The sequence below is a fragment of the Thermicanus aegyptius DSM 12793 genome (assembly GCF_000510645.1).
GTDB lineage: Bacteria > Bacillota > Bacilli > Thermicanales > Thermicanaceae > Thermicanus > Thermicanus aegyptius.
The window spans coordinates 2,991,562-3,015,376 of the sequence record NZ_KI783301.1 but is presented as its reverse complement, the minus strand read 5'-3'; the positions used below and the strand labels follow the sequence as shown (position 1 = coordinate 3,015,376).

Below are 23,815 nucleotides of genomic sequence, written 5' to 3'. Positions count from 1 at the left end.
AAACGTTTTTGTAAAAGGAGGAATGAAAGGATGAAGCGTAAAATTACCTTGTTTCTGAGTCTGCTGTTATCTTTTTCGTTGGTATTAACGGCTTGCGGTGGAGGAAGCGGGAACACCCAGGGCGACTCTTCCTCAACCGGGAACCAGGGGAAAAATGATTCGGGAGAGAAAAATGTTACCATCCAATTTTGGCATACTTTGACTGAGGAAGAACGGGTCTCGGTGCTCAAAGATCTCATTGCCAAGTTTGAAGCGGAGAATCCGGGGATTCATGTGGAGCAGGTACCTACGGCGGAAGAAGACTTTCCAAGCAAGATCTCCGCTGCGCTCGGCGCCAATAAATTGCCTGCCATCATTGAGGGCGGGATTGACCAGATGATGTTCCTTGGGAAATCGGAAGTTCTTGATGAGTCCCTCCATGAAGAAATCATCAATGAGATTGGGAAAGATGACTTTTTCAAAGGTCCGCTGGACAACATGAAAGATCCAAAAGGCGGATATTTCGGCGTGCCGATCTCCGGTTGGGTACAGGGGATATGGTATAATCAGGAATTGTTCAAAGAAAAAGGGCTGGAGCCTCCTACAACTTGGGAAAATATATTAAAGGCTGCAAAGGCTTTTTATGATCCGCAGAATCAAAAATATGGCATCGTGATCGGGACACAAAAAGATGATTTTTCGGAACAGACCTTCAGCCAATTCGCCCTGTCGAATAACGCCGTGGTATTCGACCGTGACGGCAAAGTGAATTTTAACACGCCTGAAATGGTGGAAGCCCTCACATTTTACAAAGAGTTAGCCCAATACACGCCCCCCGGCGCAGAAAGCTGGCGTGAAGCACGGGAGATGTATCTTGCGGGCCGCGTACCGATGGTGATGTACTCCACTTATATTATGGGGGACCTCTCTCAGAATAAGGAGTTGGCCAAAGCCACGGGATTTGCCGTTCCCGAGAAAAAGAGCAAGGCTTCTTTCGGGCAAATCTCCTCCCTCGCCGTCATGAACACGATCACCCCGGAACAAAGAGAAGCTGCCAAGAAATTTGTGCTCTTTATGATGGAAAAGGAAAGTAACATCAAGTATTTGCACCTGTCGCCCGGTGGAACGAACCCTGTGAGAAAGTCGATTGCCGAAGATCCTGTTTATTTGGATAATGAAGTGCTCAAAACCTTTGGAGAACTCGCAAGCACGATTCCGTTTGCTTTGGACAATTTACAACGATTTGGCTTCCAAGACGGCATTACCTATCCGCAAATGGGATCGATTTCGGCGCAGTTTATCATCGGCGACGCGATCTACAACATGACGGAACACGGAATGGAACCCAAGGAGGCGGCCGACAAGGCTCAAGAGGCGATGGAAAAAGTAACGCAATAAACGAGAACAGCCTTAATAAGGAAGTGAGTAAATGCTGAATAAGAGAGAGAGGAATTCCTTAAAGGCTCAGGAAGAAAGATTGGGGTATTTGCTCATTGCCCCTGCTTTCCTTCTCATCGTAACGGTTATTTTGTACCCGATCGTCTACAATATCTGGCTAAGTTTTCATAAGGTCTCTCTCAATCCGAAAAAACCGGACATTTTCATCGGCTTACAAAATTATCTGGAGTTGCTTAGGGATACCGACTTCTGGCAATCCATCTCCATCACCCTGCTTTATACACTCATAACGGTCGCCGGGGCTACTATAGTCGGCCTCGGGACCGCCATCCTCTTGAACAAGCCTTTTAGAGGCAGGAGATTGGCACGATCCGTAATACTATTACCCTATGTGGCTCCGGTCATCTCTTTGGTGTTTGTTTGGCAATATATGTTTAATCCGGTTTATGGGATGGTAAACTACGCATTGGTTCAAAAGCTTCATGTCCTCCCGTTGAGTGTGGACTGGCTGGATTCCCCGAAGGCAGCCTTTTGGCTGGTCGTCCTGTTCGATATATGGCATCTCTTTCCTTTTTCGTTCATGATGATTTTAGCCCGTCTTCAGTCGATCGATACCACCTTGTATGAAGCGGCCGAGATCGACGGGGCAAATGGGTGGAGAAAATTTTGGCATGTTACCTTGCCCGAAATACAGTTTGTTCTCGGTTCATTGGTCATTCTCCGGTTCATCTGGAACTTTTACAAATTCGACGAGATTTACCTTCTTACAAAAGAAGTTCCTGTGGTAAGCGTGTATACCTATGAGACCGCCTTCTCCACTTATAATCACGGAATGGCTGCCGCCATCACCGCCACCCTGTTCATCCTGGTCATGTTCTTCGTGCTTACGGCGGTAAGGAAGGTGTTGAAATGGTAACCAGACATCGCACCGTAAATCGAATTATCTTTTTCTGCCTGGTAACCCTGACTCTCATTACCACTATTTTTCCGTTTCTGGTCATGTTAAGTACCGCCTTGAAAACGAATGAGGAAGCCCTTCAAGTTGTGCCGCAGCTCATCCCTAAACGGATTACATGGGAAAATTTCCAGGATGTATTGAATCCTGAAAAATTTCCGTTTTGGATCTATTTCCGAAATAGCTTTGAAGTCTCTTTTATTACCGCGTTTTTTTCGGTGGTCATCGGGACGATGGGGGCTTACAGTTTTGCACGGTTGAATTACAAGGGACGCAACCTCTTCCAAAAAGGGGTCATGCTGATTTACATGTTTTCGGGCGTGTTGTTGGTCGTACCCTTGTATCAGATGATCACGGCGATCAATCTCTATGATTCAAAACTTTCCTTGATTATTACGTACTTGGTATTAACGATGCCGGTCAGTCTGTATATGCTGGGCAACTACTTCCGAACGATACCGGAATCGCTGGAAGAGGCATCGATGATCGACGGGTTGAGCCGGTTTCAGGTGATCTATAAGATCGTCATACCCCTTTCTCTCCCCGCCATCGTCTCTGTGTTTATCTATGTATTTATGATTGCATGGAACGAGTACCTGTTCGCTTCTGTTTTCATCACTTCGGAAGAAAACATGACGTTGCCGATCGGGCTGAGTCATCTCTTTAATACGAAACATTATGTCTGGGGACGAATGATGGCGGCATCACTGTTAACGGCGGTTCCGATCGTCATCCTTTACGCCCTTGTGGACAAGTATCTTACTGGTGGTCTAACGGAAGGCGGAGTGAAGGAATAAAAATGGCACCAATTTTCCCTAGGGAGGATACGGATATGTACAAACAACTTGTTGCAGTCGCGCCCGGAAAGGCGGAATTAAGGGAATACGAGGATCGGGAAATTTTACCCAATGAGGTAAAGGTAAAGGTTAAGTATGCTTCTCCCAAGCATGGTTCCGAGCTGGCCGATTTCCGGGGAATTACTCCGTTTATGAATGAACAATACGATCCGGAGTGGAAACTCTTTCTGCCACGGGATCCAAAAGAGGAACGGGGCGTCCGGTTCGGGGCATGGAATCTGGGCAATCAGTGGGTTGGGGAGATCATTGAAGTCGGGAACGAAGTGAAGGAATTTCACGTAGGGGAGATCGTATGCAGTTACGGCGGGATTAGGGAAACCCATATCGTGAATGCCGTGGATAATTACCGGCTCCGAAAAGTGCCTGATGGAATGACCTGGAAGAACGCGGTTTGTTATGATCCGGCCCAGTTCGCATTGGGCGGCATCCGGGATTCCCATATGCGTCCTGGAGATCGTGTGGCCGTTATTGGACTTGGGGCAATCGGACAAATTGCCGCCCAAATGGCGAAACAGTATGGGGCAAGTTATGTAGCGGTGGTGGATCCCATTCGCCTCCGCCGGGAAGTTGCTTTGCGGGCGGGGGCGGATGAAGCGTTTGACCCGCTGAGCCAGGATGTTGGATTGGAGTTAAAAAAATCGACGGGGAAAATGGGCGTTGATGTGATCATAGAAACCAGCGCGAGCGTCCAGGCCCTTCAAGCTTCACTTCGCGGATTGGCCTATGGAGGAACGATTGCCTATGTGGGGTGGGCCAAGGAATTTCCCGGAGGCCTTCATCTCGGTCGTGAAGCCCATTATAACAATGCAAAAATTGTGTTCTCCCGGGTGGCCAGCGAACCTAATCCCGACTATCCCCGATGGAACCGCCGGAGAATCGAGGAGACTTGTTGGGAAATGCTCGCCTCTGGGAGAATTAACTGCGAGGAGATCATCTTTCCCGTCGTTCCCTTTGAAGAATCTGCGGAAGCCTATTGCCGTTATGTAGATCAACATCCGGAATCCAGCATTAAATTGGGCGTTACCTTTGACTGATGGTGACTGCTGAAGGGAAAGGAAGAGTCAAATGAAGCTGGCAACACAGGATAAACCTTTTTTTCCGGAATCTTTTTTCGAAAAGTTCACCCTGGTAAAATCCATGGGATTTGATGGGTTTGAAATCGATGGCAGAGAATTGTTGAACCGCTTCGATGAGGTAAAAAAGGCCATGGCTGATGCCGATTTACCCGTTGTCACCGTATGCGGCGGATATAGAGGCTGGATCGGTGATTTTGATGAAGAGAAAAGAAAGCTTTGCATAAAGGATATCGCCGAAATCTTAAACAGGTTGTCTCTTTTATCCGGGAAGGGGATTGTTGTTCCTGCGGCCTGGGGGATGTTCTCGAAGAGGCTCCCTCCCATGGTTCCCCCGAGATCGGAGGAAGAGGATCGCAAGGTCCTGTTGGAATCGCTTGATCGGTTAAACCGTGTGGCGGAATCGACCGGTACGTTGATTTATCTGGAACCCCTTAACAGGTACGAAGATCATATGTTAAACCGACTCGGCGATGCGGTTTCCATCATTCGCGAAGGGAAGTTTTCATACGTTAAGGTGACTGCCGATTTCTATCACATGAATATCGAGGAACCGAGAATTGATGAGAGCTTAAGGGAAGCGAAGGATTTGATCGGACACATCCATCTGGCCGACAGTCACCGCTATGAGCCGGGAACGGGCCACCTCGATTTTATCCCCGGTTTTAAGGCGCTTACGGAGATGGGGTATGACGGGTATTTAACGTTTGAATGTCGGGTGATCGGCAATCCTCCTGAAGAAGCGTATAAACAATCGGTTCGCTATATCGGTGAATGCCTGGAGAAAGCGAAGAAATAAAGATGTTTTTTATTCTTACCGAAAACGGATTGTATTCGTGTACAATCCTCTTTTTCTATCCTGTGAGAGAAGGAGATGAAAGATTTGCGGAAATTAAGGGTCGGCATCATCGGGGCAGGTCAGATTGCCCAGGTGGCCCATATACCCGGTTACCTGTCCCGGCCGAATGAAGTTGAGATCGTAGCCCTATCCGACTTGATCAAAGAAAAAGCCGATTCTGTGGCTTCCAAATATTCCATTCCCCACGTGTTCGCAGATTATCGGGAGATGCTTCGCCAATGTGAGTTGGACGTGGTAAGTGTTTGCACACCGAATAAGTTCCATGCGGAAGCGACGATTGCCGCCTTGCAGGCGGGGGCGCATGTTCTATGCGAGAAACCCCCGGCTCTCACTGAAGAGGATGCGAAGATGATGGCGGACACGGCGAAAGAGAGGAACAAGATTTTAACATTTAATTTCCATTACCGCTTCAGCGCCGAAGTGGAAGCGTTGAAACGAATCATCGATGCGGGAGAATTGGGCGAAATCTACGCGGCGCGGGTTCTCGCATTACGGAGAAGAGGAATTCCGGGATGGGGCGTCTTCACGAATAAGGAGATTCAGGGGGGAGGACCGCTTATCGATATCGGCATCCATATGCTGGATACGGCCCTCTATCTTATGGGCGATCCGGAACCGGAACTTCTCATGGGAGTAACCCATACCCGGATTGGGAATCGCCCGGGGGTAGGGTTAATGGGTTCCTGGGATCCCGAGAAGTTTACGGTTGAGGATGCGGCCATGGGAATGATACGATTTAAAAATTCCGCCTCTTTGGTGTTGGAAACCTCTTTTGCCCTGAATATGAAAGAAAAATCGGTGATGAATGTCTTTCTCTATGGGGATCGGGGTGGAGCGGAACTTTTTCCCTTATCGCTTCATTTGGAGAAAGGCGGTTACCTCATGGATACGGAGCTTCCGTTTCTTCCGGATGTGAACAAATATGAACGAAGTATTCATCATTTCATCGATTGTTGCTTGTATGGGAGGACCCCTTTGGTCACTCCGGAACAAGGGCTCCTCGTCCAGAGGATCATAAACGGGTTATATGATTCGGCGCAATCGGGGATGGCCGTCAGATTTTAAAAAGAAAAAGGGAGAATATCGGTGAGTAATCGGCGAACGAAGGGGAGAACGGCATGATAAAGGTTGAAGAGAACGGTTGGATCATCGCAGAAACAGCCTTTCACCCCGATTTCCTTGGGAAAGGGGAATCGCTTTTTGCACAGGGTAATGGTTATATGGGGGTCCGAGCCTCCCATGAAGAGGAGTATTTGAAACAGGTTCGCAATTTCTTTGTGGCGGGAACGTTTAATGCCTTTGACGGATCGGAAGCGACCGAATTGCCGAACGGAGCCGATGTGATTGGAATGGAGATTCTGTTGGACGGAGAGCGTTTCACCCTGGAGCGTGGTAAGATCCATTTTTATCGTCGACACCTCGACATGAGAATTGGGGAGTTAATCCGGGAAATCATCTGGGAAAGCCAAAAAGGGAAACAATATCGCCTTTTTTTTCGCAGATTCGTTTCCCTCAAACGCTTACACCTGTTGGCGATGAGGGTAGAAATCACCCCCCTCTCAACTACTTCCACGCTTACGCTTACTTCAGGAGTCAACGGTCGGATGACCAATTCGGGAACGCAGCATTTTCGGGAAGGGGAGAAACGAATTTTCGGGAAGGAAATTCTCCGTTTCATTCAGACCACGACCCAATCGAAGATCCATTTTATTTATCATGTTTCCCATTCCTGGTGGAGAGACGGGATAAAGGTCCAGGTAGAACCGAAGATGTTTTTTGAGCGGCGTCGGATCGATCTCTCTTATACCGTCTCCATCCCCATGGGCACCACCATCGCAATGGAGAAAGTGGCAACGATTCATACCAGCCGGGATAGAGAATATGATCATCCTGGTTATCGGCTGGAGAAACAGGCGGAGGATGCCCTGTGCCGGTTTCGTAGCGTGTCGGGGATCGGGTATTTCTCCTTGCTTCAGGAAAGTGCTGAGGAATGGGAAAGTTATTGGAATGATGTGACGGTCGAGCTGGATAGTGAAGATTCTTTCGATCAGGCCGCCCTGCGGTTCGCCCAATATCATCTCTTGATCATGACACCTGCCCATGATCCCCGCTTTGGAATTGGGGCCAAGGGATTGACCGGTGAGGGGTATAAAGGGCATTCATTCTGGGATTCCGAGATCTTCATCCTCCCCTACTTTCTTTTCATGAAGCCTAAAATAGCTCGGGGATTATTGAAATATCGCTATCACACCCTGGGCGGCGCCAGGAAAAAGGCGAAAGAAAACGGATATGGAGGGGCGATGTATCCCTGGGAATCGGCCTTTACCGGAGAGGAAGAAACCCCGAAATGGGGAGCTGTAAATATTTTAACCGGAGAAGCGACGAGGATCTGGTCCGGGGATATCGAACAGCATATCACCTGCGATATAGCCTATTCCATCTGGCAGTATTACCAGGCGACGGGTGACACAGACTTCATGGAAAAGTACGGGTACGAAATGCTATTTGAAACAGCCACCTTTTGGACGAGCCGCGTCGAGTGGGATGAAGAGAGAAATGCCTATGCGATCCGGAATGTGATTGGTCCCGACGAGTATAAGGAGCATGTGGATAATAACGCTTATACGAATTACATGGTTGCGCGAAACCTCGCGTCCGCGCTGGCGGCTTATGAGGAGTGCAAGGGGAAAAAAGAGGCATTTGCCAGGTTGCAGACATCCCTTTGTCTGGAGGATCGTCCGATCCTCTGGAAAAAGGTTCTTTCCGCCCTCTATCTTCCCAAGCCCCGGGAAGATGGAGTGATCCCCCAGGATGACACCTATCTTACGAAGCCGGAAATTCCTCTGCACGCTTACCGGAATTCCGACAGGGTTCAGGCGATTCTTCTCGATTACAGCCGTGAAGAAGTGAACCGGATGCAGGTCTCCAAGCAGGCCGATGTGGTGATGTTGATGGATCTGCTGAGCGAAGAGTTCCCCCCATCCGTGAAGCAGGCGAATCTTCATTATTATGAGCCTAGGACAATTCATGATTCCTCCTTAAGCATGGCCGTTCACAGTATTGTCGCATGCGATGCGGGTGAACGGGACTTGGCGTACCAATTCTTCAAAAAGGCCTGCCGCATTGATTTGAGCCCAAATCCCAGCTCTTCCGACGCCGGAATTCACGCCGCATCATTGGGGGGAATTTGGAGGGCCGCGATTCAAGGGTTCGCAGGCATTCGGAGCCGGGGAGGAATTCTCCATATCTATCCCGTTCTCCCCAAGGAGTGGAGGCGCATAGCGTTCCCTCTTCATTGGAAAGGGAACACCCTCCGGATTGAGATCACCCCACATCGCATCTCTCTTCGCCGAATAAAAGGGTTTACCCCTCCTGTAAATGTGGTCATTTGGGGGAAGTCCTACATGCTGGATCGGGAGATGGTTATTGATTCGCCTGAAGGACCTATGGGTAAAAATGGAATTGATGAATAACAAAATAGGGGGTGCGAAAGATGAAGTTCCTATTGGCTCCGGATAAATTTAAGGGGAGTTTGTCGGCAAATGAGGCGGCAAAAGCATTAGAGCGAGCGGTTCTTCGCGTTTTTCCCGATGCTGAGATCCTCCCTCTTCCGGTGGGAGATGGGGGAGAGGGGACATTGGAAGCTCTCGTATACGCCACCGAAGGCGAGATCGGAGAGAAGGAGGTGACGGGCCCCCTGGGGAATAGGGTGATCGCCCGGTATGGAATTTTGGGGGACAGGGAGACGGCCGTCGTAGAAGCGGCGGAGGCAAACGGACTTCACCTCATTTCCCCCCAGGAAAGGGATCCTTCCAAGGCGACCACTTACGGCGTCGGGGAATTGATTCGGACCGTCCTGGGTCTTGGGGTACGAAAGCTGATCATCTCCATCGGAGGCAGCGCCACTAATGATGGGGGAGTAGGAATGCTGCAAGCGTTAGGCGCCGGGATCTTGGATGAGCAGGGGAAGCAGGTCGGTTTCGGGGGGAGAGAATTAGGGAGGATCGTCCGCATTCATCTAGACGGGCTGGACCGGCGGTTAAAGGAGACGGAAATCTACGTCGCCTGTGACGTGTCCAATCCGCTCATCGGCCCCCTCGGCGCCACCCTGGTATTTGGCCCGCAAAAAGGGGCGACGCCTGAAATGTTAGAAATGATGGAGAAAAACATGAGGCATTACGCTCATATCGTGGAACGAGACACAGGGATTCCAATTCACAGCGTGCCAGGGGGAGGAGCGGCGGGCGGATTAGGGGCAGCTCTTTTGCTTTGCGGAGGAAAGTTGGGATCAGGGATTGACCTTGTTTTGGACATTCTTTCCTTTGAGGAGAAACTGGAGGGGGCGGATTGGGTACTCACGGGGGAAGGAAGGATTGACCATCAGACTCCCTATGGCAAGGTGATTGCGGGAATCGTAAGGAGGGCAAAAAAGAAAAACGTTCCCGTCATCGCCTTTGCCGGGAGCATTTGCCCCGGTTATGAATCCCTTTACGAACAGGGACTCACCTCCGTACATGGCATTACCATCTCCCCGTCAGATTTGGATGAAGCGCTTCAAAACGGGGCTAAAAACTTGGAAAAAACCGCTGAAAACGTTCTGCGAATCATAAAGAGAGCATCTGGAGTGGAGGAAGAGCATGTCGAAAGCAAAAATAGAAGAACAGACGAATGATAAGGTACGAGAAATCATGCATTCTCTTTACAAAGATCAGGGGGAGAAAGTTCTTGAAGAGATAAACCGCCTCATGGGGAACTATCGCGGAAAAATTCGGCACCATCGGCCGTGGGTCAGTGAAAACGATGTAATCCTGATTACGTACGGAGATACCATTCGAGAGGAAGGAAAGCCTTCCCTGAAAACCCTTCAAGAGTTCTTGGGCAGGTACGTTAAAGATCATTTTACCGGCATCCACATTCTCCCCTTTTATCCTTATTCATCGGATGACGGGTTTTCGGTGGTCGATTATGAAAGAGTGAATCCGAAACTTGGAACATGGGCGGATATCCATCATCTTGCAAATCATTATGATTTAATGTTTGATGCGGTTATTAATCATATTTCTAGGGAAAGCCGCTGGTTTCAGGGATATCTGAAGGGTGATATACGATACAAGGATTATTTTATTGAGGCGGATCCGGAAGAGGATTACAGTGCGGTGATACGTCCAAGGGCGTTGCCCTTATTAACGCCTTTTGAGACCTCCCAGGGGAAAAAATATATTTGGACTACTTTTAGTGAAGACCAGATCGATTTAAATTATAAAAACCCCAATGTCCTCCTGGAAGTTCTTAAGGTTCTGATTCAATATGTCCTTCATGGAGCGCGGTTTATCCGTTTAGATGCGATCGGATTCCTATGGAAAAATAAGGGGACCTCCTGCATGCATTTAACAGAAACCCATCTGGTGGTGAAACTGTTTCGGGCAATATTGGATCAACTGGCCCCTGGGACGATATTGGTGACGGAAACAAATGTGCCCCATCATGAAAATATAAGGTATTTTGGCAACGGTTATGATGAGTCTCATATGGTGTACCAATTTCCGCTGCCGCCCCTTGTCCTCTTCTCATTTTTAACCGGCAATGCCCGCAAATTGATGGCGTGGGCGGACGGCATCGAGGCGACGACGGAAAATACCACTTTCTTTAATTTTCTCGCCTCGCATGATGGGATCGGAATGCGGCCTACCGAGGGAATCCTTGATGAGGATGAGCGTAATCTCATGATTACCAAAACATTGGAGCATGGGGGATATGTTTCCTATAAGGGTAATGGCGACGGAACACAGAGTCCGTACGAGTTAAATATTAACTACCTGGATGCGCTGACGCATCCCCAAGAAACGGAGGATAGGCGGATCAAACGATTTGTGGCGGCACACGCGATTCTCCTCTCCATGGTCGGAGTACCGGGCATCTACATCCACAGCTTGTTGGGCTCCCGGAGCGACCGGAAAGGCGTGGAGCAATCGGGGATTTATCGAAGAATAAACAGGGAGAAGTTGGAGAAACAGCATCTCTTTTGGGAACTTGAATCGGATACTCTGAGAAGCCGAATTTTTTCATCCCTATGCCATTTGATACGAATCCGCCGTTCACAGCGTCCATTCTCACCAAACTCAAAACAAGAGATCTTATTCTTCGATGATCGTTTGTTCTCTGTACTCCGAACCCATGAAGAATCGAGGGAAGAGATTTTATCCATGGTAAATGTCTCCGATGAAAAAGTTCACCTTCATAATGATCGAATAAAAGGGTTTGATTTGATCGATGGGACGTATCATTCAGGTTCAATATCATTAGATCCCTATCAAGTGATGTGGATTAAGATGTCGTGAGCGGAAAAAGGGAGGATTTTTCATCCCCCCTTTCTTAATTTAAATAACTTTCAGTGTTCCAACTTTTCACACCCCAGCAACAAACGTTTTGACCAAATAAACCGTGACGGTGCTCTCGATGGCTGCGGCGATGAGGAGAAGGAGCAATGTTACTCCCAGCGTAGGGAGAAGAGGCCGAAACATTTTTTTCCATTGAACCGGATCTTCTGCACGTAGTCTTGGACTGAAAAGACGAATGATCCATTTAAAGACGGCGGCTCCAAAAATGAGACCGTAGGTAGCCCCCAAGATAAGGGCAGGAATTTCGAAGATTCCATGGGGGAGGATCCCAAAAATGAACATGGCGAATGGGTTCCCACCGCTGTAGGTGGTAGCAGCCAGGAGATACCCGAGAAGTAATCCGTTCAGGATCATTCCCCAAGCCGGATAAATTCCAAAGAGAAAGCCGCTTAGGATCAGGATGACCACAGCGATGCTGTTATTCATAAAAAGCCCAAAGAAAAGGCTTAGGGAGTTGACTTCTTTGTTCGATTCAATCCCCACTTTTTCCACCAGTTGAGATAAAATGTCCTGCATCACGTGGCTCAGCGGTTGCCAAAAAAGAAACCCTATGACACCACCGAAGATAAACAGGATGACAGCCAAGCCCATCGCTCGTACATGTTCCCTCCAGAATGAAAGCCATCTTTTCATTTTCTTCCCCTTTCTCCATTTTTAGTTCGCCGTATGTTTTCATTTTAACAGGGTTTATGGCCGGCATTCCATGCCGATCCACTGAATACAATCTCTCTTGCTTTCAATGCCCAGTTGCAACCGGTTGTTGTGTGAAAACGATCATACCACGGAAAGAAAGCTCCATGTTACATAAGGATGCATTGCGTCCTAGCCAATCATTATTATTTACTCTGACGAACTATCCATTAACGAAAGAATGAATTTCCCTCTTCCTATTATACAGGGATTCCGAAGGAAACGAAACGCTCTCCGTGGTCTGTAAATCGTGTGAAAAAAAGAAGAGACAAAAAATGAACGAAACGGTTTGGTTCGCTCGGCGCGGTTGGCTCGGCAGTGCGCCTATGTTTTTCTGTGGCGCCTCTGAACAATGCTTAATTGGATATATGGAAGTACGTGAGGGAATCCCCATCGTGGTTAGGATTCGGTGGGGATTAAAATTTTTTTGAGATATTAAAGTAAAGTTGACGTTCCATTTTTAATTTTTTTGTATATAATAGCAATTAGATCGCGTATTCAGTGGAGGTATTTATGGATAACGAGATAAAGATAGATCCTTTTTTGAAGAAAATTCTGCACGTACTGTCGTGTACAGGCTCGTATATGATGGTTTTCGGCTTTTTCCTATCTCTGCAACAGTATACCCTTGGCTTAATTCCATGGGTTAGGAATTTAATCGTCCTTGAATACTTGCCGGTAGGATTTTCTGTATTTGTACTAACCTCTACTTATGTGACGTTTAAATTTTTTCGAGTGACTTCTCCATATAAATAATTAATCTTCCTTTTTGGAATTCAATTCCGATGGATCAGGAAGATTTTTTAGCTCAGTAGGTAATTTTGCTTGTAGTTTCTCAAAAGCCATTTTATGCGCTAATTCCATTTCTTTCAATTTTTGGCGGCCAATATGTTGTTTTATTTTCAAGAATTTCCCTAATAGACCATCTGAAGAACTTTCTAATTCCACTTTTTTTTCCTCGGATGTAATACTCATTTTTCCGGATAGTTTTCCCCCAATCAAATAATGCAATAATACTCCGATCCCAAGGATAAGCACTGGAGATGTAAAGGTAACGATTTCAATTATTCCTTGCGAATTGAGCGTAAGACGAATGTCGATGTCTTCTTTTTTATAATTTGAATCTGTTAATGAATTGATGAACGGTATTATTTCTAATGTTTTGTTTAAGACATCAATGAGCTCTACTGCCGGTATATGATCAGGTTTTTGAATTCCTAAGATTAAGTGTGCTGAGTTTCCTTTGATATAAAATGAGTGAAGGGTGCGATCGATAAACGTTGAATATGGAGTCGCATCGGTAATCGTATGGTGCGAGTTCAACAAACCGTATAAATATGGGTCAAGCTCTTCACGTTGAACAGTTTTTGACCATTTTACTTTTCTTCTTTTCTGAAATGGGCACTTACCAGCGAACACATCTTCTATCGTAATTTCTTCGAGGTATAGATCACTTTCTACAGTACCAAAGGATACACACAATGATGAATGGCTAGGAATTAATACGATGTCACCAATTTTCATGTCGTATAGAAAGCGTTTTATCTGGTTTAGAATTCTACCAGGTTGTTTTTCATCAGGATATTGGGTCTTAATATGTTCAATCATTTGTTCCTCATTAGGAGTTTTGTATATTCGTCTGAGATCAAGTTCGTCCCAGCCAATTCCAATAAAATTTTCATGAAAAAACTCTTGGTAGTATTCCCCTGATTGCGTTCTTACCAACCAATACCTTTGATTTTCGTCAATTTCAACAACAGGGATCTCTCCATACATATTTTTTTGCAAGGTGAATCCCTCCTAACTCTGGATATAAATGTATCCTAGGTTATTATATCCTGATTTTCCAGAAAAGACAATACTTTTAACAATTTCTCATCTCATACATTTTGAGGATACTATTTGTCCGATAAATTTGTTCCCGTTCAAATAGTAAACTTTTGAAGTAAGAAGAATAACTCGGATAAGTGCAGTAGATCGTAAAAAAGGGCTTGAACTGATTCTTGAGGCCGAAGACGGCTTCAAATGGAAGTTTAACGTCCCTTCAGGCAAATTTACGGAAATGACCGATCAAACAAAAACTTTTTAAAGAGTTGACGACACGTCGGTCAATAAGCATCCCGATTCACTTTGGTTCGTGGATCGGGAATTTTTGTGCCTTTTTTCCTAAAAAAGAAGGCCGCCCTGAAACAAATCGAACCTTTCAGAGATGACCTTCGAGAAAGATGATGTAAGCTTCCGAAATTGAATGTGAAAAGACCAAACCAAGATCAATCATCTTAGTCATTTACTGGGCTATGATGGTGCCGAAACCGACTTAATCTTGTGGCTAGTTACAACAATTAAAAGGTATGATTTTTCCGACAAAAGAGAGGAGAAAGACTAAGAATAATTTTTGGAAAAAATTTATGAGGGGGTTGTCAAAACGGAGCCCATTTTACTCTTTATACATTAGAAGGAGATTTTTTAAGAAAGGAGGTGTTGCGGTTGTTGCCGCCTCATACTGAAATCAGGATTTTAGATGATGAAGATGCCAAGCTAGCAGCATGGATTCTCACAGGTCTACACCATGAGGCGATCAGATTAGCTAAAAAGCATAAACGGATGAATGAAAAAGAGTTGTTAATCCTCGATAAGAAAATGAGTGATTTGGAAGAAGAGAATGCAACCGAACTGGTAGATTATCTAGTTGCCAGATTAGGAAAACATCGAGGGATTGAGGAGGATATTTTACTTTATGAAATTCTTTCACAATTGTCATCACAACAAAGAATGGTCATCACGAAGGTTATGCTCGAAAGGCATTCTGAACGGGAAGTTGCCCAGCAATTAGGGATTTCGAAACAGGCGGTCAACAGAATAAAGCAAAGAGCAATCAGAAGGTTGAGAGATGAGTTTTATCTTATGTTGAAATAGGATAGTTGGTTGAGATGGTAATAAGCAAGCATTCAGTTAAATGGCAATAATTGTAATGTAAAAAATGTGAGAGGAGGTATTCTCGTGAAGAAATTACTTGCATCTCTTGTTGTTTTTCTATTCTTTTTGACGGCAAGCTTTTCTATCAAACCATTGTTAAATTTTACAACTTCGGTAGAGGCAGCCGTTACCGCACCTGATTATACGATCAGTTATTACATGAATACCGTTGATCCCGATACTCTATATGACATGGGTTATGCCAAAGGTGAAGAAGATCGGCTTGCTTCAGGAGCTCAAGACACACTTGTTATTCTATTTTTAGGTGCGCAGACGTCGAATTACGGGGCAACTCTGTGGTACAATCCAGATGTTACGACAAGCGAAATCGAAGCAGGGATCGAAGCGTATGGACGTGGATATTATATTGGTACAGGGTATGATACAGCATCGAGAATTCGATTGGTAGTATCGACGAATAATTCTGGTAGTTATGTCACTTATAATGCTGGCAAAGCTTGGGCAGAGATGATCAATAACATTGGTGCTTATCTAAGTGAAAACAATTATGATTCCCAAGTTTGGGTTTTTGGAGGGAATGATATTGAAGGTGGATGGGGAGCGCCGAGTAAAGCGAAAAATTGGGTAGACGGTTATGACTCGGTAAATAATTACCTTTACTATGACACAGGGGATGCATGCGGATGTTCTTATGATACAAGCTATGATGGAAAAACAGTTTTAAATTGTGATAGAGTAGACGGAGAAACATGGACGATCAATGATGTTTATTATATTTCATACGGTGCATCTCCGGCATTGGTAATCCCACAAATTTATAATGAGAGTGGGAAAAACGCAAAACAATGGAAGAACATTTCCAAATACGGAAATGTGACCAAGGGAAGTTTCTATATCCATGGTTCAATTACCCAACAGGGAGCTTGTGCTCAAAGAGGTGGATGTTCAGGAGTTAACAATTCTCCTGCTCAAGGTTGGACACAACTCTGGAATGAATTAGATGCTGATTCAGACACCAGGCAATCCACACTACCATATTCTACAGATGTAAGCTGGCATGGTGAATAATTTTTAGAAGGAGTGATATACGATGTCGCAGAAGGTAAAGAAAATCGCAGGTTTTCTCTTCGCATTACTGCTTATTGCTGCAACGGCTGTAATTATCGGATTGCAAGTGAGCAATGCGTCGGCGGATCGATCGGAATATGCTGATTTACCCAAGGAAAAACGGGAAATTTTGGAGAGGTTAGAGGCGAAACACCAACAATTTTTAAACGTGAAAGAGAAAGTGGACAAAGAAGGACGACCGGCACCCAAGCCCCCGGAACCAATTAAAACTGAAATTTTAGATTTTGTGGATGATCCTCTTAACAAGAAAGAAATCGATTTTGTAAATGGGTGGGTCAGTGAAACAAAAGGACAGATGAAAGGTCACTTCGTAGGAGTGGGAGTAGGTGCGTTAACCGAAGATAAAGTTCAAGGAGTTGTCTTGATTAGGATTTTTAAATATTCTTCGGGTTTACTTGATACACAGCAATACTTAACTCCAGAAAAACGCGGTGCAGTTAAAGTGGTGGATTATGAAGGGCTTGATCTGATTCTTGAGGCCGAAGACGGCTTCAAATGGAAGTTTAACGTCCCGTCAGGCAAATTTACGGAAATGACCGATCAAACAAAAACTTTTTAAAGAGTTGACGACACGTCAGTCAATAAGCATCCCGATTCACGATCGTGGATCGGGATTTTTTGTGCCTTTTTTCCAAAAAAAGAAGGCCGCCCTGAAACAAATCGAACCTTTCAGAGATGACCTTCGAGAAAGATGATGTGAGCTTCCGAAATTGAATGTGAAAAGACGTTCAAGGAAATCGTGAAGCGTGGATTTATAGGCTCCTATCGTACGATGAGACGTTATCTGTCTACCTTAATTTGATACCGATGCGAATAGCCGTTGACAAATCTTGTATGTAAAAAAACTATTAAGTTGAAACATTTACCATTTCAGTACGTTTATATTGTTAGAATAAGGATGTTTCCCACGAGGAGGGCGGGAACAAACAAGGGGGAAAACCCTTTGAAGGAAAAACAAAAACTAAGTGAATGGGTAAGAAGAATACAGCAGGGAGATCGTGAAGCTGTTGAACCCTTGATTGAACGGTTCAAACCTAAGATCAATCATCTTAGTCATTTACTGGGCTATGATGGTGCCGAAACCGACTTAATCTTGTGGCTACTTACAGCAATTAAAAGGTATGATTTTTCCGACAAAAGAGAGGAGAAAGACAAAGAATAATTTTTGAAAAAAATTTATGAGGGGGTTGTTAAAACGGAGCCCATTTTTCTCTTTATACATTAGAAGGAGATTTTTTTAAGAAAGGAGGTGTTGTGGTTGTTGCCGCCTCATACTGAAATCAGAATTTTAGATGATGAAGATGCCAAGCTAGCAGCATGGATTCTCACAGGTCTACACCATGAGGCGATCAGATTAGCTAAAAAGCATAAACGGATGAATGAAAAAGAGTTGTTAATCCTCGATAAGAAAATGAGTGATTTGGAAGAAGAGAATGCAACCGAACTGGTAGATTATCTAGTTGCCAGATTAGGAAAACATCGAGGGATTGAGGAGGATATTTTACTTTATGAAATTCTTTCACAATTGTCATCACAACAAAGAATGGTCATCACGAAGGTTGTGCTCGAAGGGCATTCTGAACGGGAAGTTGCCCAGCAATTGGGGATTTCGAAACAGGCGGTCAACAGAATAAAGCAAAGGGCGGTCAGAAGGTTGAGAGATGAACTCTATCCAGAGGTGGAATAGGGTTGTTGGATGAAAAGTAAGTTTTCATATTAGATAAAAAAATTAACTAAAGATCAAAAAATTATATAAGGAGGTAAAATTAATGAAAAAACAATATATGTACTTTATTTTTACTTTAGTTCTCGTCTTATCGAGCTTTATTCCAGTTTCAAATGGTTTTACTCTAAAGGAAACACCCCATTTACTGGAATCAGAAAAGTATATTCCAAAGAAAACACAAACTATCAATAAAACTAAAATCAGCTATCATGTGGGCAAAGAATCAATTGAAGAAACAGAAAATTATAACAAAATTTCTAAATATGTATCAGAAAAAATCCAAAAAGTCGGATTGGATACCCCAATCGCAGTGACGGTCGGTATTTCTTACAAATATAATCTGCAAAATTTCCTTTCTAATCTTTCTTTAGTCGAAAAAGAAATTGCAAAGATAACATCTGCATATACTTTTGACACTAATTTAACGGGGCAACAAATTCAACTTCTTGCTCAAAACAAAGAAGTTTTATGGATTTCACTTTCATCGGAAATTGTAACAATAGACGAAAGCATCAACTCAATGAAGGATGAAGATAGTATAATTGTACCTTTCTTAAATGCATCCACTGAAATGACAGGAACAAAAAAAGCTAGGAAGGATTTTGGCGTGACAGGAAACAGGGACGGCTCAATGTCTGCACCGGCAGTTGCTGGGATTCTTGCACTTATGAATGATGCAAGCAATGGTAGTTTAATCTATACTATTTATACCGAGGATTTTGGCAAAAGTGGCTTTGATCCCGTATATGGCAATGGAGAGATCTTGGCTTACGACTCGATAAAAGAAGCAAAGGGGGCTTTCTCAGGTTCATTCGACGATTTCAGAGATCATCTTATTGGTCAAACTTCCATAGATGAAGGATTCATTCACACTTACACGATAAATGTTTATCATACTGACACGAATCTTTATTTCGCAACCACTCTATTAATGTTAGACGAGGATGGTGATGACTTTGATCTGTACGTTTGGGGACCGGGCAAAGACCCACATACGGATGCACCTGATTATTCGAGTATTGGAACAGATCCACAAGAAGTAATATCTTTTAAACCGACGAGTACCGGTAACTATACCGTAGGGATTTATGCATATAGTGGAGGTGGTCAGTATAGTGTCGATTTTATTGGACAGATACGACCGGAGGGATGAACATGACGGAAAAGGGAAAGAAAATCGCCGCTTTATTGGTCGTTCTCCTTCTAATCGCTGGGTTGGCGTTAATGATCGGATACCAAATGAACAATGCGTCGGCGGATCAATCGGAATATGCTGATTTACCCAAGGAAAAACGGGAAATTTTGGAGAGGTTAGAGGCGAAACACCAACAATTTTTAAACGTGAAAGAGAAAGTGGACAAAGAAGGACGACCGGCACCCAAGCCCCCGGAACCGATTAAAACTGAAATTTTAGATCACTTTGAAGATCCCATCGACAAAAAAGAGATCAATTTTGTAAATGGGTGGATCAGTGAAACGAAAGGTCAAATGAAAGGTCGTGTCGTAGAAGTAGGAGTGGGTGCGTTAACCAACGATAAAACTCAAGGGGTTGTGTTGATGCGAATCTGGAAATATCCATCAGGATTACTTGAAGGGCATCAATACTTAACTCCAGAAAAACGTGGTGCAGTTAAAGTGGTGGATTATGAAGGGCTTGATCTGATTCTTGAGGCCGAAGACGGCTTCAAATGGAAGTTTAACGTCCCTTCAGGCAAATTTACGGAAATGACCGATCAAACAAAAACTTTTTAAAGAGTTGACGACACGTCGGTCAATAAGCATCCCGATTCACTTTGGTTCGTGGATCGGGATGCGGTGTTATATAGGGGAATCTGAACCTTATCCAATAATCATTTTTACATACTACTTATTATTTGCATAGCGTACATGCGGGAGGTATAATAAGAAAGTGGAAACCAATAACAGCCTTATTTCAGGAAGAGGTGATTTGATGTACGATGTAGCGGTTATCGGGGCAGGTCCGGCAGGGGCCAGCGCAGCCTTATTTACGGCCAAAGCAGGCAAGAAGACCGTTCTCATTGACAGCGACCAGAGCATCACCAAACGGGCCTGGATTGAGAACCATTATGGGGTGCCGGAAGTTACCGGTCCGGATCTGGTAGGGACGGGAATAAAACAGGCGGAGAAGTTTGGAGCACGGTACCAACAGGGGAAAGTGACCAATATCATAAAAAAAGAGGATGGTTTCACCATCGAGACCGATAAAGGGGAGCAGGTTGAAGCAAAATATGTCATTCTTGCCACAGGACTGATGGTAGACCTGGCGGAAAAGATCGGCTTAAAGACAAAGCCTGGAACAGAGCCGCGGGTGAAGACGGTTCTGGACGTGGATCGAGAAGGACGGACCAGTCAACCCGGCATTTGGGCGGCAGGTACCGTGGCAGGAGTGAGCATCCATACGATCATCACCGCCGGGGATGGGGCGAAAGTGGCCATCAACCTCATCAGCGAGATGAATGGGGAACGTTATGTAGACCATGATGTGCTAAAGACGGATGCCGCTGCGAAGCATTGAACGTCTAAGCGTTTTACATCAGTACATGAGAGGAAATAAATTCCCCTGAACGCTTCAAATAGAAAAAAACCGTTACGGTATAAAACCGTAGCGGTTTTTTTATGGTTAGGTGAAGGCGATATTTCACACAAGAACGAGGTAGAAACAAAAGGAAATGTAACAGAACGGCCATTATTTCTCTAAAAATGAGGCAAAGGGTCCAAAATATAACACTATGGCAGTAGTATATATACTTCGCAAATTAAACACATCTGTGAAAAATATGAATGAAATATTGTGAAGGAAAGTTTAAAGAACTATGATGAAGAGGGATGCGAAAATAGGGTGCTGGGTTGGGTAATTTACATTCTTTAAACGTTAACGCAAAGGACCCTCGCACCAGGGAGAAAGGAGAGAGAAGATGAATAGCGAAAAATGGATGTGGACCGCGATCACCCTTTTATTAGCGTTGACGATCATCGGCATCGTAATTTATGGCTTGGCGACGATCGCTCCCGATCAAACGGCTTCTTCCCAAGTTTCGGATGGTGCCCCCTCTCCCCAAGGAGGCCAGTCAACATCAAATGGGGTGACGGCTTCGGGAGATACGGCGCTCCCTCCGGTTCCCAGCATGGATCAGGTGCCGGAAGGCCCTCTTGGAGAGGCCATTAAGCTGGGCTATAAGCTGATGAATGAAACCAACACATTGCTTCCCAACAACGTGGGGAATCAATTGGCCTGTTCCAGCTGCCATGGGAATGCGGGCCTAGATTCCACCTCTCCTTTTATTGGGGTTACCGCCGTATTTCCCCAATATAACGCCCGGGCAGGGAAAGTCTTAACGATTGAAGAAAGGATCAACGGATGTTTTCTCCGCAGCATGAACGGAAAACCTTTAGATTACACAAGTAATGAAATGAAGGCCATGGTCGCTTATCTCACCTACATTTCGGAGGGGGTGCCCACCGGTACGAAAGAACGCCCCTGGGTGGTAAAAAATTATATCTCTGACAGACCGACCCCCAATAAGGAGAATGGGGAGAAATTATATCAGCAGGCTTGTATGCAATGTCATGGTGCCGATGGGTCGGGAACGGGGCCCACCACGGGGCCGGCACTCTGGGGTGATAATTCTTTTAACATCGGAGCCGGTATGGCCCGCATCGGAACCATGGCGGGATACATCAAACGGAACATGCCTCTTGCCCCAATGGGCGGCATCAATAAAGGGGATTTAACCGATCAGGAAGCTGTGGACCTGGCCGCTTACATCCTATCCCATGATCGACCTGATTTCGCGCCGAAGGCGAACGACTGGCCGAACGGAGATGCGCCTGATGATGTTCCCTATGAAACAACCGCTAAGAAAAAATAAAGGGTATTCTTTATGGTAATTCAAAAGGGAGGTCCGCTATGGGCCTCCTTTTTCTTGAAACATAGTAAATCCAAATAATTTACATAAATTTTACTTATTCTTTACAGATTTCGGACAATGCGGTTGTAAGATGAAGAATGAGAACGAGTAAATTCCTATGAATAAATACCTATAAGGAAGAAGAGGAGAGCACGTATGATAACACTAAGAGAACCGGTATTTCCTGAGACACAGGAAAAGGGAGGAAGGGAAGAGAGAAATGCCGTTACTCTTCTCATAAAACAGCCTCTCTTTTTTTCCACAGAAACACGCTTTGAAGAGTGCTACTCGGAGCTTCTTGAATCCAAGGAGCAGTGTGCCGTTATTATGGAGGATTCCAGAGTTGCCGGCCTGATCATGAAAGAGCAAGTTTATCGGATATTGGGGTATAATTATGGCTTAAGCCTTTACAGTTTAAAGAAAATGGGCGAAATCATGGATGTTTCTCCCCTCAGGGTTGAGATGGCAATCCCCCTTGCAGAGATGATCCAATTGGCGATGGACCGTCCCCAGGAGAAGATTTACGATGCGATTCTCCTTTTTGAGGGGAAGCGGTTTTTAGGGTATATCACAATCCTTGACCTTTTATTCTTGTCGGCGGAAAAGCAGAAAGAATTAAAGGAGATCCGGAAATCACAGCTAGAACATGCCGGGCTTCTGATCCAAAAGATGAATGAAAGCATTGAGGAAGTAGGAACGAGAAGCGTTGAGGGCACAAAAGCGGCTGATGAGATGCTGATGAAAACCCGGAGTGTAGAACAGGTGCTCCAATCGTTTCAAAACACCGTTGCCGTTCTCTTGGAGCTTGTCTTAACACAAGTGGATCAAATCAAGGTACTAAAGGAATATAATTCTCGGGTCACAGAGATTATCGATACCATAACCCAGTTGACGAATCAAATTAACCTTCTTTCTTTAAATGCGGGCATCGAGGCGGCTAGGGCAGGGGAGCATGGAAAGGGATTCACCGTGGTGGCAGAAGAGGTGAGAAAATTGGCGGAGCAAACAAAAGGTTCCGCTAGAAAAATCGCAGAATCCATTTTTGCCATGAACGAAACGATTGAGAGGACCATTGAACTGATCCGGCAAGGAAGTAAAACGATGGAAGAAAGTAAAGGGATCCTTTCGGAAGTTTTTCAGATGTTTAGGAAACTTTTTTCTACCATCGACGGGACGAAAGAGAAGATCCAATGGATTCACATGAGCGCCCGCACGGCTAGCGAGAGAGGAAAGGAAGCGATCCAATCCTTAGCCCAAATTATGGGCCAATCCGATTAAAAAGTGCTATAATGGGACAAACAGGGTCGGAGGGAGAGCCGACCCGCTGAAGTAGAGGGGGAGAAAAGTGCTGCGCTTCACCATTTGCTTTATTCTCCAGGGGGATAAGATCCTCCTGTTAAATCGTGAAAAGCCGGCGTGGATGGGGCGTTGGAACGGCGTGGGCGGGAAGATCGAACCGGGAGAGACCCCTCAGGAATCGATTTTACGGGAGATCAGGGAAGAGACGGACCTCACCTTGGAGGAGGTTTCCTATAAAGGGATTGTCACCTGGTCCGGGGAGGGTGTGGAACAGGGAGGAATGCATCTTTTCCTGGCGTATCTTCCGGAAGATTACATATATGAAACCCCTAAAAAGATACGGGAAGGGATTCTCGATTGGAAATCGTTAGATTGGGTCTTAGATCCCCGGAATGAAGGGGTAGCGAGCAACATCCCTTATTTTCTCCCCGTTATGCTTCAAGAAAAAGGCCTCTATGACCATCATTGCCGTTTTGAGCAAGGCTGTATGACCGGGTATGAGAAGCGGCCGTTGAAGAGTGTGGAGATCTCTTCTGCACTTCCGAGGAAGTTGGGATCGGCATAACTCATTCTGTAGCCTATCGTTT

22 protein-coding genes are annotated in these 23,815 nt (G+C 45.2%); 20 read left to right on the top strand and 2 right to left on the bottom strand.

Going from position 1 to position 23,815, the window contains the following annotated elements:
* Positions 1–30: 30 nt before the first annotated feature.
* The 9 genes from THEAE_RS0116125 to THEAE_RS0116085 all read left to right on the top strand — a co-directional run bounded on the left by THEAE_RS0116125 (position 31) and on the right by THEAE_RS0116085 (position 11,459).
* Positions 31–1,377: an ABC transporter substrate-binding protein gene (locus THEAE_RS0116125; RefSeq protein WP_005586667.1), complete on the top strand. Its 1,347-nt coding sequence runs from the start codon at positions 31–33 to the stop codon at positions 1,375–1,377.
* Positions 1,378–1,408: 31 nt separating this feature from the next.
* On the top strand, positions 1,409–2,293 hold the full coding sequence (locus tag THEAE_RS0116120; protein WP_028988159.1) for a carbohydrate ABC transporter permease: 885 nt from the start codon (positions 1,409–1,411) through the stop codon (positions 2,291–2,293).
* On the top strand, positions 2,287–3,129 hold the full coding sequence (locus THEAE_RS0116115) for a carbohydrate ABC transporter permease (protein WP_005586664.1): 843 nt from the start codon (positions 2,287–2,289) through the stop codon (positions 3,127–3,129). Before THEAE_RS0116120 ends, THEAE_RS0116115 begins: the two co-directional genes overlap by 7 nt.
* 35 nt (positions 3,130–3,164) lie before the next feature.
* On the top strand, positions 3,165–4,223 hold the full coding sequence (locus THEAE_RS0116110; RefSeq protein WP_005586663.1) for a zinc-dependent alcohol dehydrogenase: 1,059 nt from the start codon (positions 3,165–3,167) through the stop codon (positions 4,221–4,223).
* A gap of 31 nt (positions 4,224–4,254) precedes the next feature.
* Positions 4,255–5,061, top strand: a complete 807-nt coding sequence (locus tag THEAE_RS0116105; RefSeq protein ID WP_005586662.1) for a sugar phosphate isomerase/epimerase family protein — start codon at positions 4,255–4,257, stop codon at positions 5,059–5,061.
* Positions 5,062–5,145: 84 nt separating this feature from the next.
* Positions 5,146–6,186 (top strand): Gfo/Idh/MocA family protein, encoded by a 1,041-nt coding sequence (locus tag THEAE_RS0116100; protein ID WP_005586661.1) that lies wholly within the window; start codon positions 5,146–5,148, stop codon positions 6,184–6,186.
* A 53-nt stretch (positions 6,187–6,239) separates the two neighbouring features.
* Positions 6,240–8,594, top strand: coding sequence for a glycoside hydrolase family 65 protein (locus THEAE_RS0116095; RefSeq protein WP_028988158.1), 2,355 nt, complete (start codon positions 6,240–6,242; stop codon positions 8,592–8,594).
* Between the two features lie 20 nt (positions 8,595–8,614).
* The gene (locus THEAE_RS21430; protein WP_052330086.1) at positions 8,615–9,793 is read left to right on the top strand and encodes a glycerate kinase; all 1,179 of its coding nucleotides are present in this window, start codon (positions 8,615–8,617) and stop codon (positions 9,791–9,793) included.
* Positions 9,759–11,459, top strand: coding sequence for a sugar phosphorylase (locus THEAE_RS0116085; protein ID WP_005586658.1), 1,701 nt, complete (start codon positions 9,759–9,761; stop codon positions 11,457–11,459). Before THEAE_RS21430 ends, THEAE_RS0116085 begins: the two co-directional genes overlap by 35 nt.
* A gap of 66 nt (positions 11,460–11,525) precedes the next feature.
* Here the strand turns inward: THEAE_RS0116085 and THEAE_RS21425 are convergent, their stop codons facing one another.
* Together THEAE_RS21425 and THEAE_RS0116070 are read right to left on the bottom strand one after the other, a co-directional pair.
* Positions 11,526–12,152 carry a stage II sporulation protein M gene (locus tag THEAE_RS21425; protein WP_005586657.1) on the bottom strand — a complete coding sequence of 209 codons (627 nt, stop codon included), beginning with the start codon at positions 12,150–12,152 and terminating at the stop codon, positions 11,526–11,528.
* A gap of 813 nt (positions 12,153–12,965) precedes the next feature.
* The gene (locus THEAE_RS0116070) at positions 12,966–13,997 is read right to left on the bottom strand and encodes a restriction endonuclease (RefSeq protein WP_005586655.1); all 1,032 of its coding nucleotides are present in this window, start codon (positions 13,995–13,997) and stop codon (positions 12,966–12,968) included.
* A gap of 699 nt (positions 13,998–14,696) precedes the next feature.
* Between THEAE_RS0116070 and THEAE_RS0116065 the strand changes: the two genes are divergently transcribed.
* From THEAE_RS0116065 to THEAE_RS0116015, 11 genes are all read left to right on the top strand, one after another.
* Positions 14,697–15,125, top strand: a complete 429-nt coding sequence (locus THEAE_RS0116065; RefSeq protein ID WP_211233511.1) for an RNA polymerase sigma factor — start codon at positions 14,697–14,699, stop codon at positions 15,123–15,125.
* 84 nt (positions 15,126–15,209) lie between these two features.
* A complete protein-coding gene (locus THEAE_RS22260; RefSeq protein ID WP_028988156.1) occupies positions 15,210–16,214 on the top strand; it encodes a hypothetical protein in 1,005 nt (334 codons plus the stop codon).
* A 22-nt stretch (positions 16,215–16,236) separates the two neighbouring features.
* The gene (locus tag THEAE_RS0116055; protein WP_005585427.1) at positions 16,237–16,833 is read left to right on the top strand and encodes a hypothetical protein; all 597 of its coding nucleotides are present in this window, start codon (positions 16,237–16,239) and stop codon (positions 16,831–16,833) included.
* Positions 16,834–17,217: 384 nt separating this feature from the next.
* A complete protein-coding gene (locus tag THEAE_RS21415) occupies positions 17,218–17,436 on the top strand; it encodes a hypothetical protein (protein ID WP_005585425.1) in 219 nt (72 codons plus the stop codon).
* Between the two features lie 96 nt (positions 17,437–17,532).
* On the top strand, positions 17,533–17,961 hold the full coding sequence (locus THEAE_RS0116045) for an RNA polymerase sigma factor (RefSeq protein WP_211233510.1): 429 nt from the start codon (positions 17,533–17,535) through the stop codon (positions 17,959–17,961).
* 82 nt (positions 17,962–18,043) lie between these two features.
* Positions 18,044–19,153 (top strand): S8/S53 family peptidase, encoded by a 1,110-nt coding sequence (locus tag THEAE_RS0116040; protein WP_005585310.1) that lies wholly within the window; start codon positions 18,044–18,046, stop codon positions 19,151–19,153.
* A 71-nt stretch (positions 19,154–19,224) separates the two neighbouring features.
* Positions 19,225–19,752: a hypothetical protein gene (locus tag THEAE_RS0116035; RefSeq protein WP_245605580.1), complete on the top strand. Its 528-nt coding sequence runs from the start codon at positions 19,225–19,227 to the stop codon at positions 19,750–19,752.
* Between the two features lie 199 nt (positions 19,753–19,951).
* The gene (locus THEAE_RS0116030) at positions 19,952–20,536 is read left to right on the top strand and encodes an NAD(P)/FAD-dependent oxidoreductase (protein WP_005585308.1); all 585 of its coding nucleotides are present in this window, start codon (positions 19,952–19,954) and stop codon (positions 20,534–20,536) included.
* A gap of 400 nt (positions 20,537–20,936) precedes the next feature.
* Entirely contained in the window at positions 20,937–21,890 is a 954-nt protein-coding gene (locus THEAE_RS0116025) for a c-type cytochrome (protein ID WP_028988153.1), read from the top strand.
* 195 nt (positions 21,891–22,085) lie between these two features.
* A complete protein-coding gene (locus THEAE_RS0116020) occupies positions 22,086–23,207 on the top strand; it encodes a methyl-accepting chemotaxis protein (RefSeq protein ID WP_028988152.1) in 1,122 nt (373 codons plus the stop codon).
* A gap of 67 nt (positions 23,208–23,274) precedes the next feature.
* Positions 23,275–23,793, top strand: a complete 519-nt coding sequence (locus THEAE_RS0116015; RefSeq protein ID WP_028988151.1) for an NUDIX hydrolase — start codon at positions 23,275–23,277, stop codon at positions 23,791–23,793.
* The last annotated feature ends 22 nt before the right edge of the window (positions 23,794–23,815 follow it).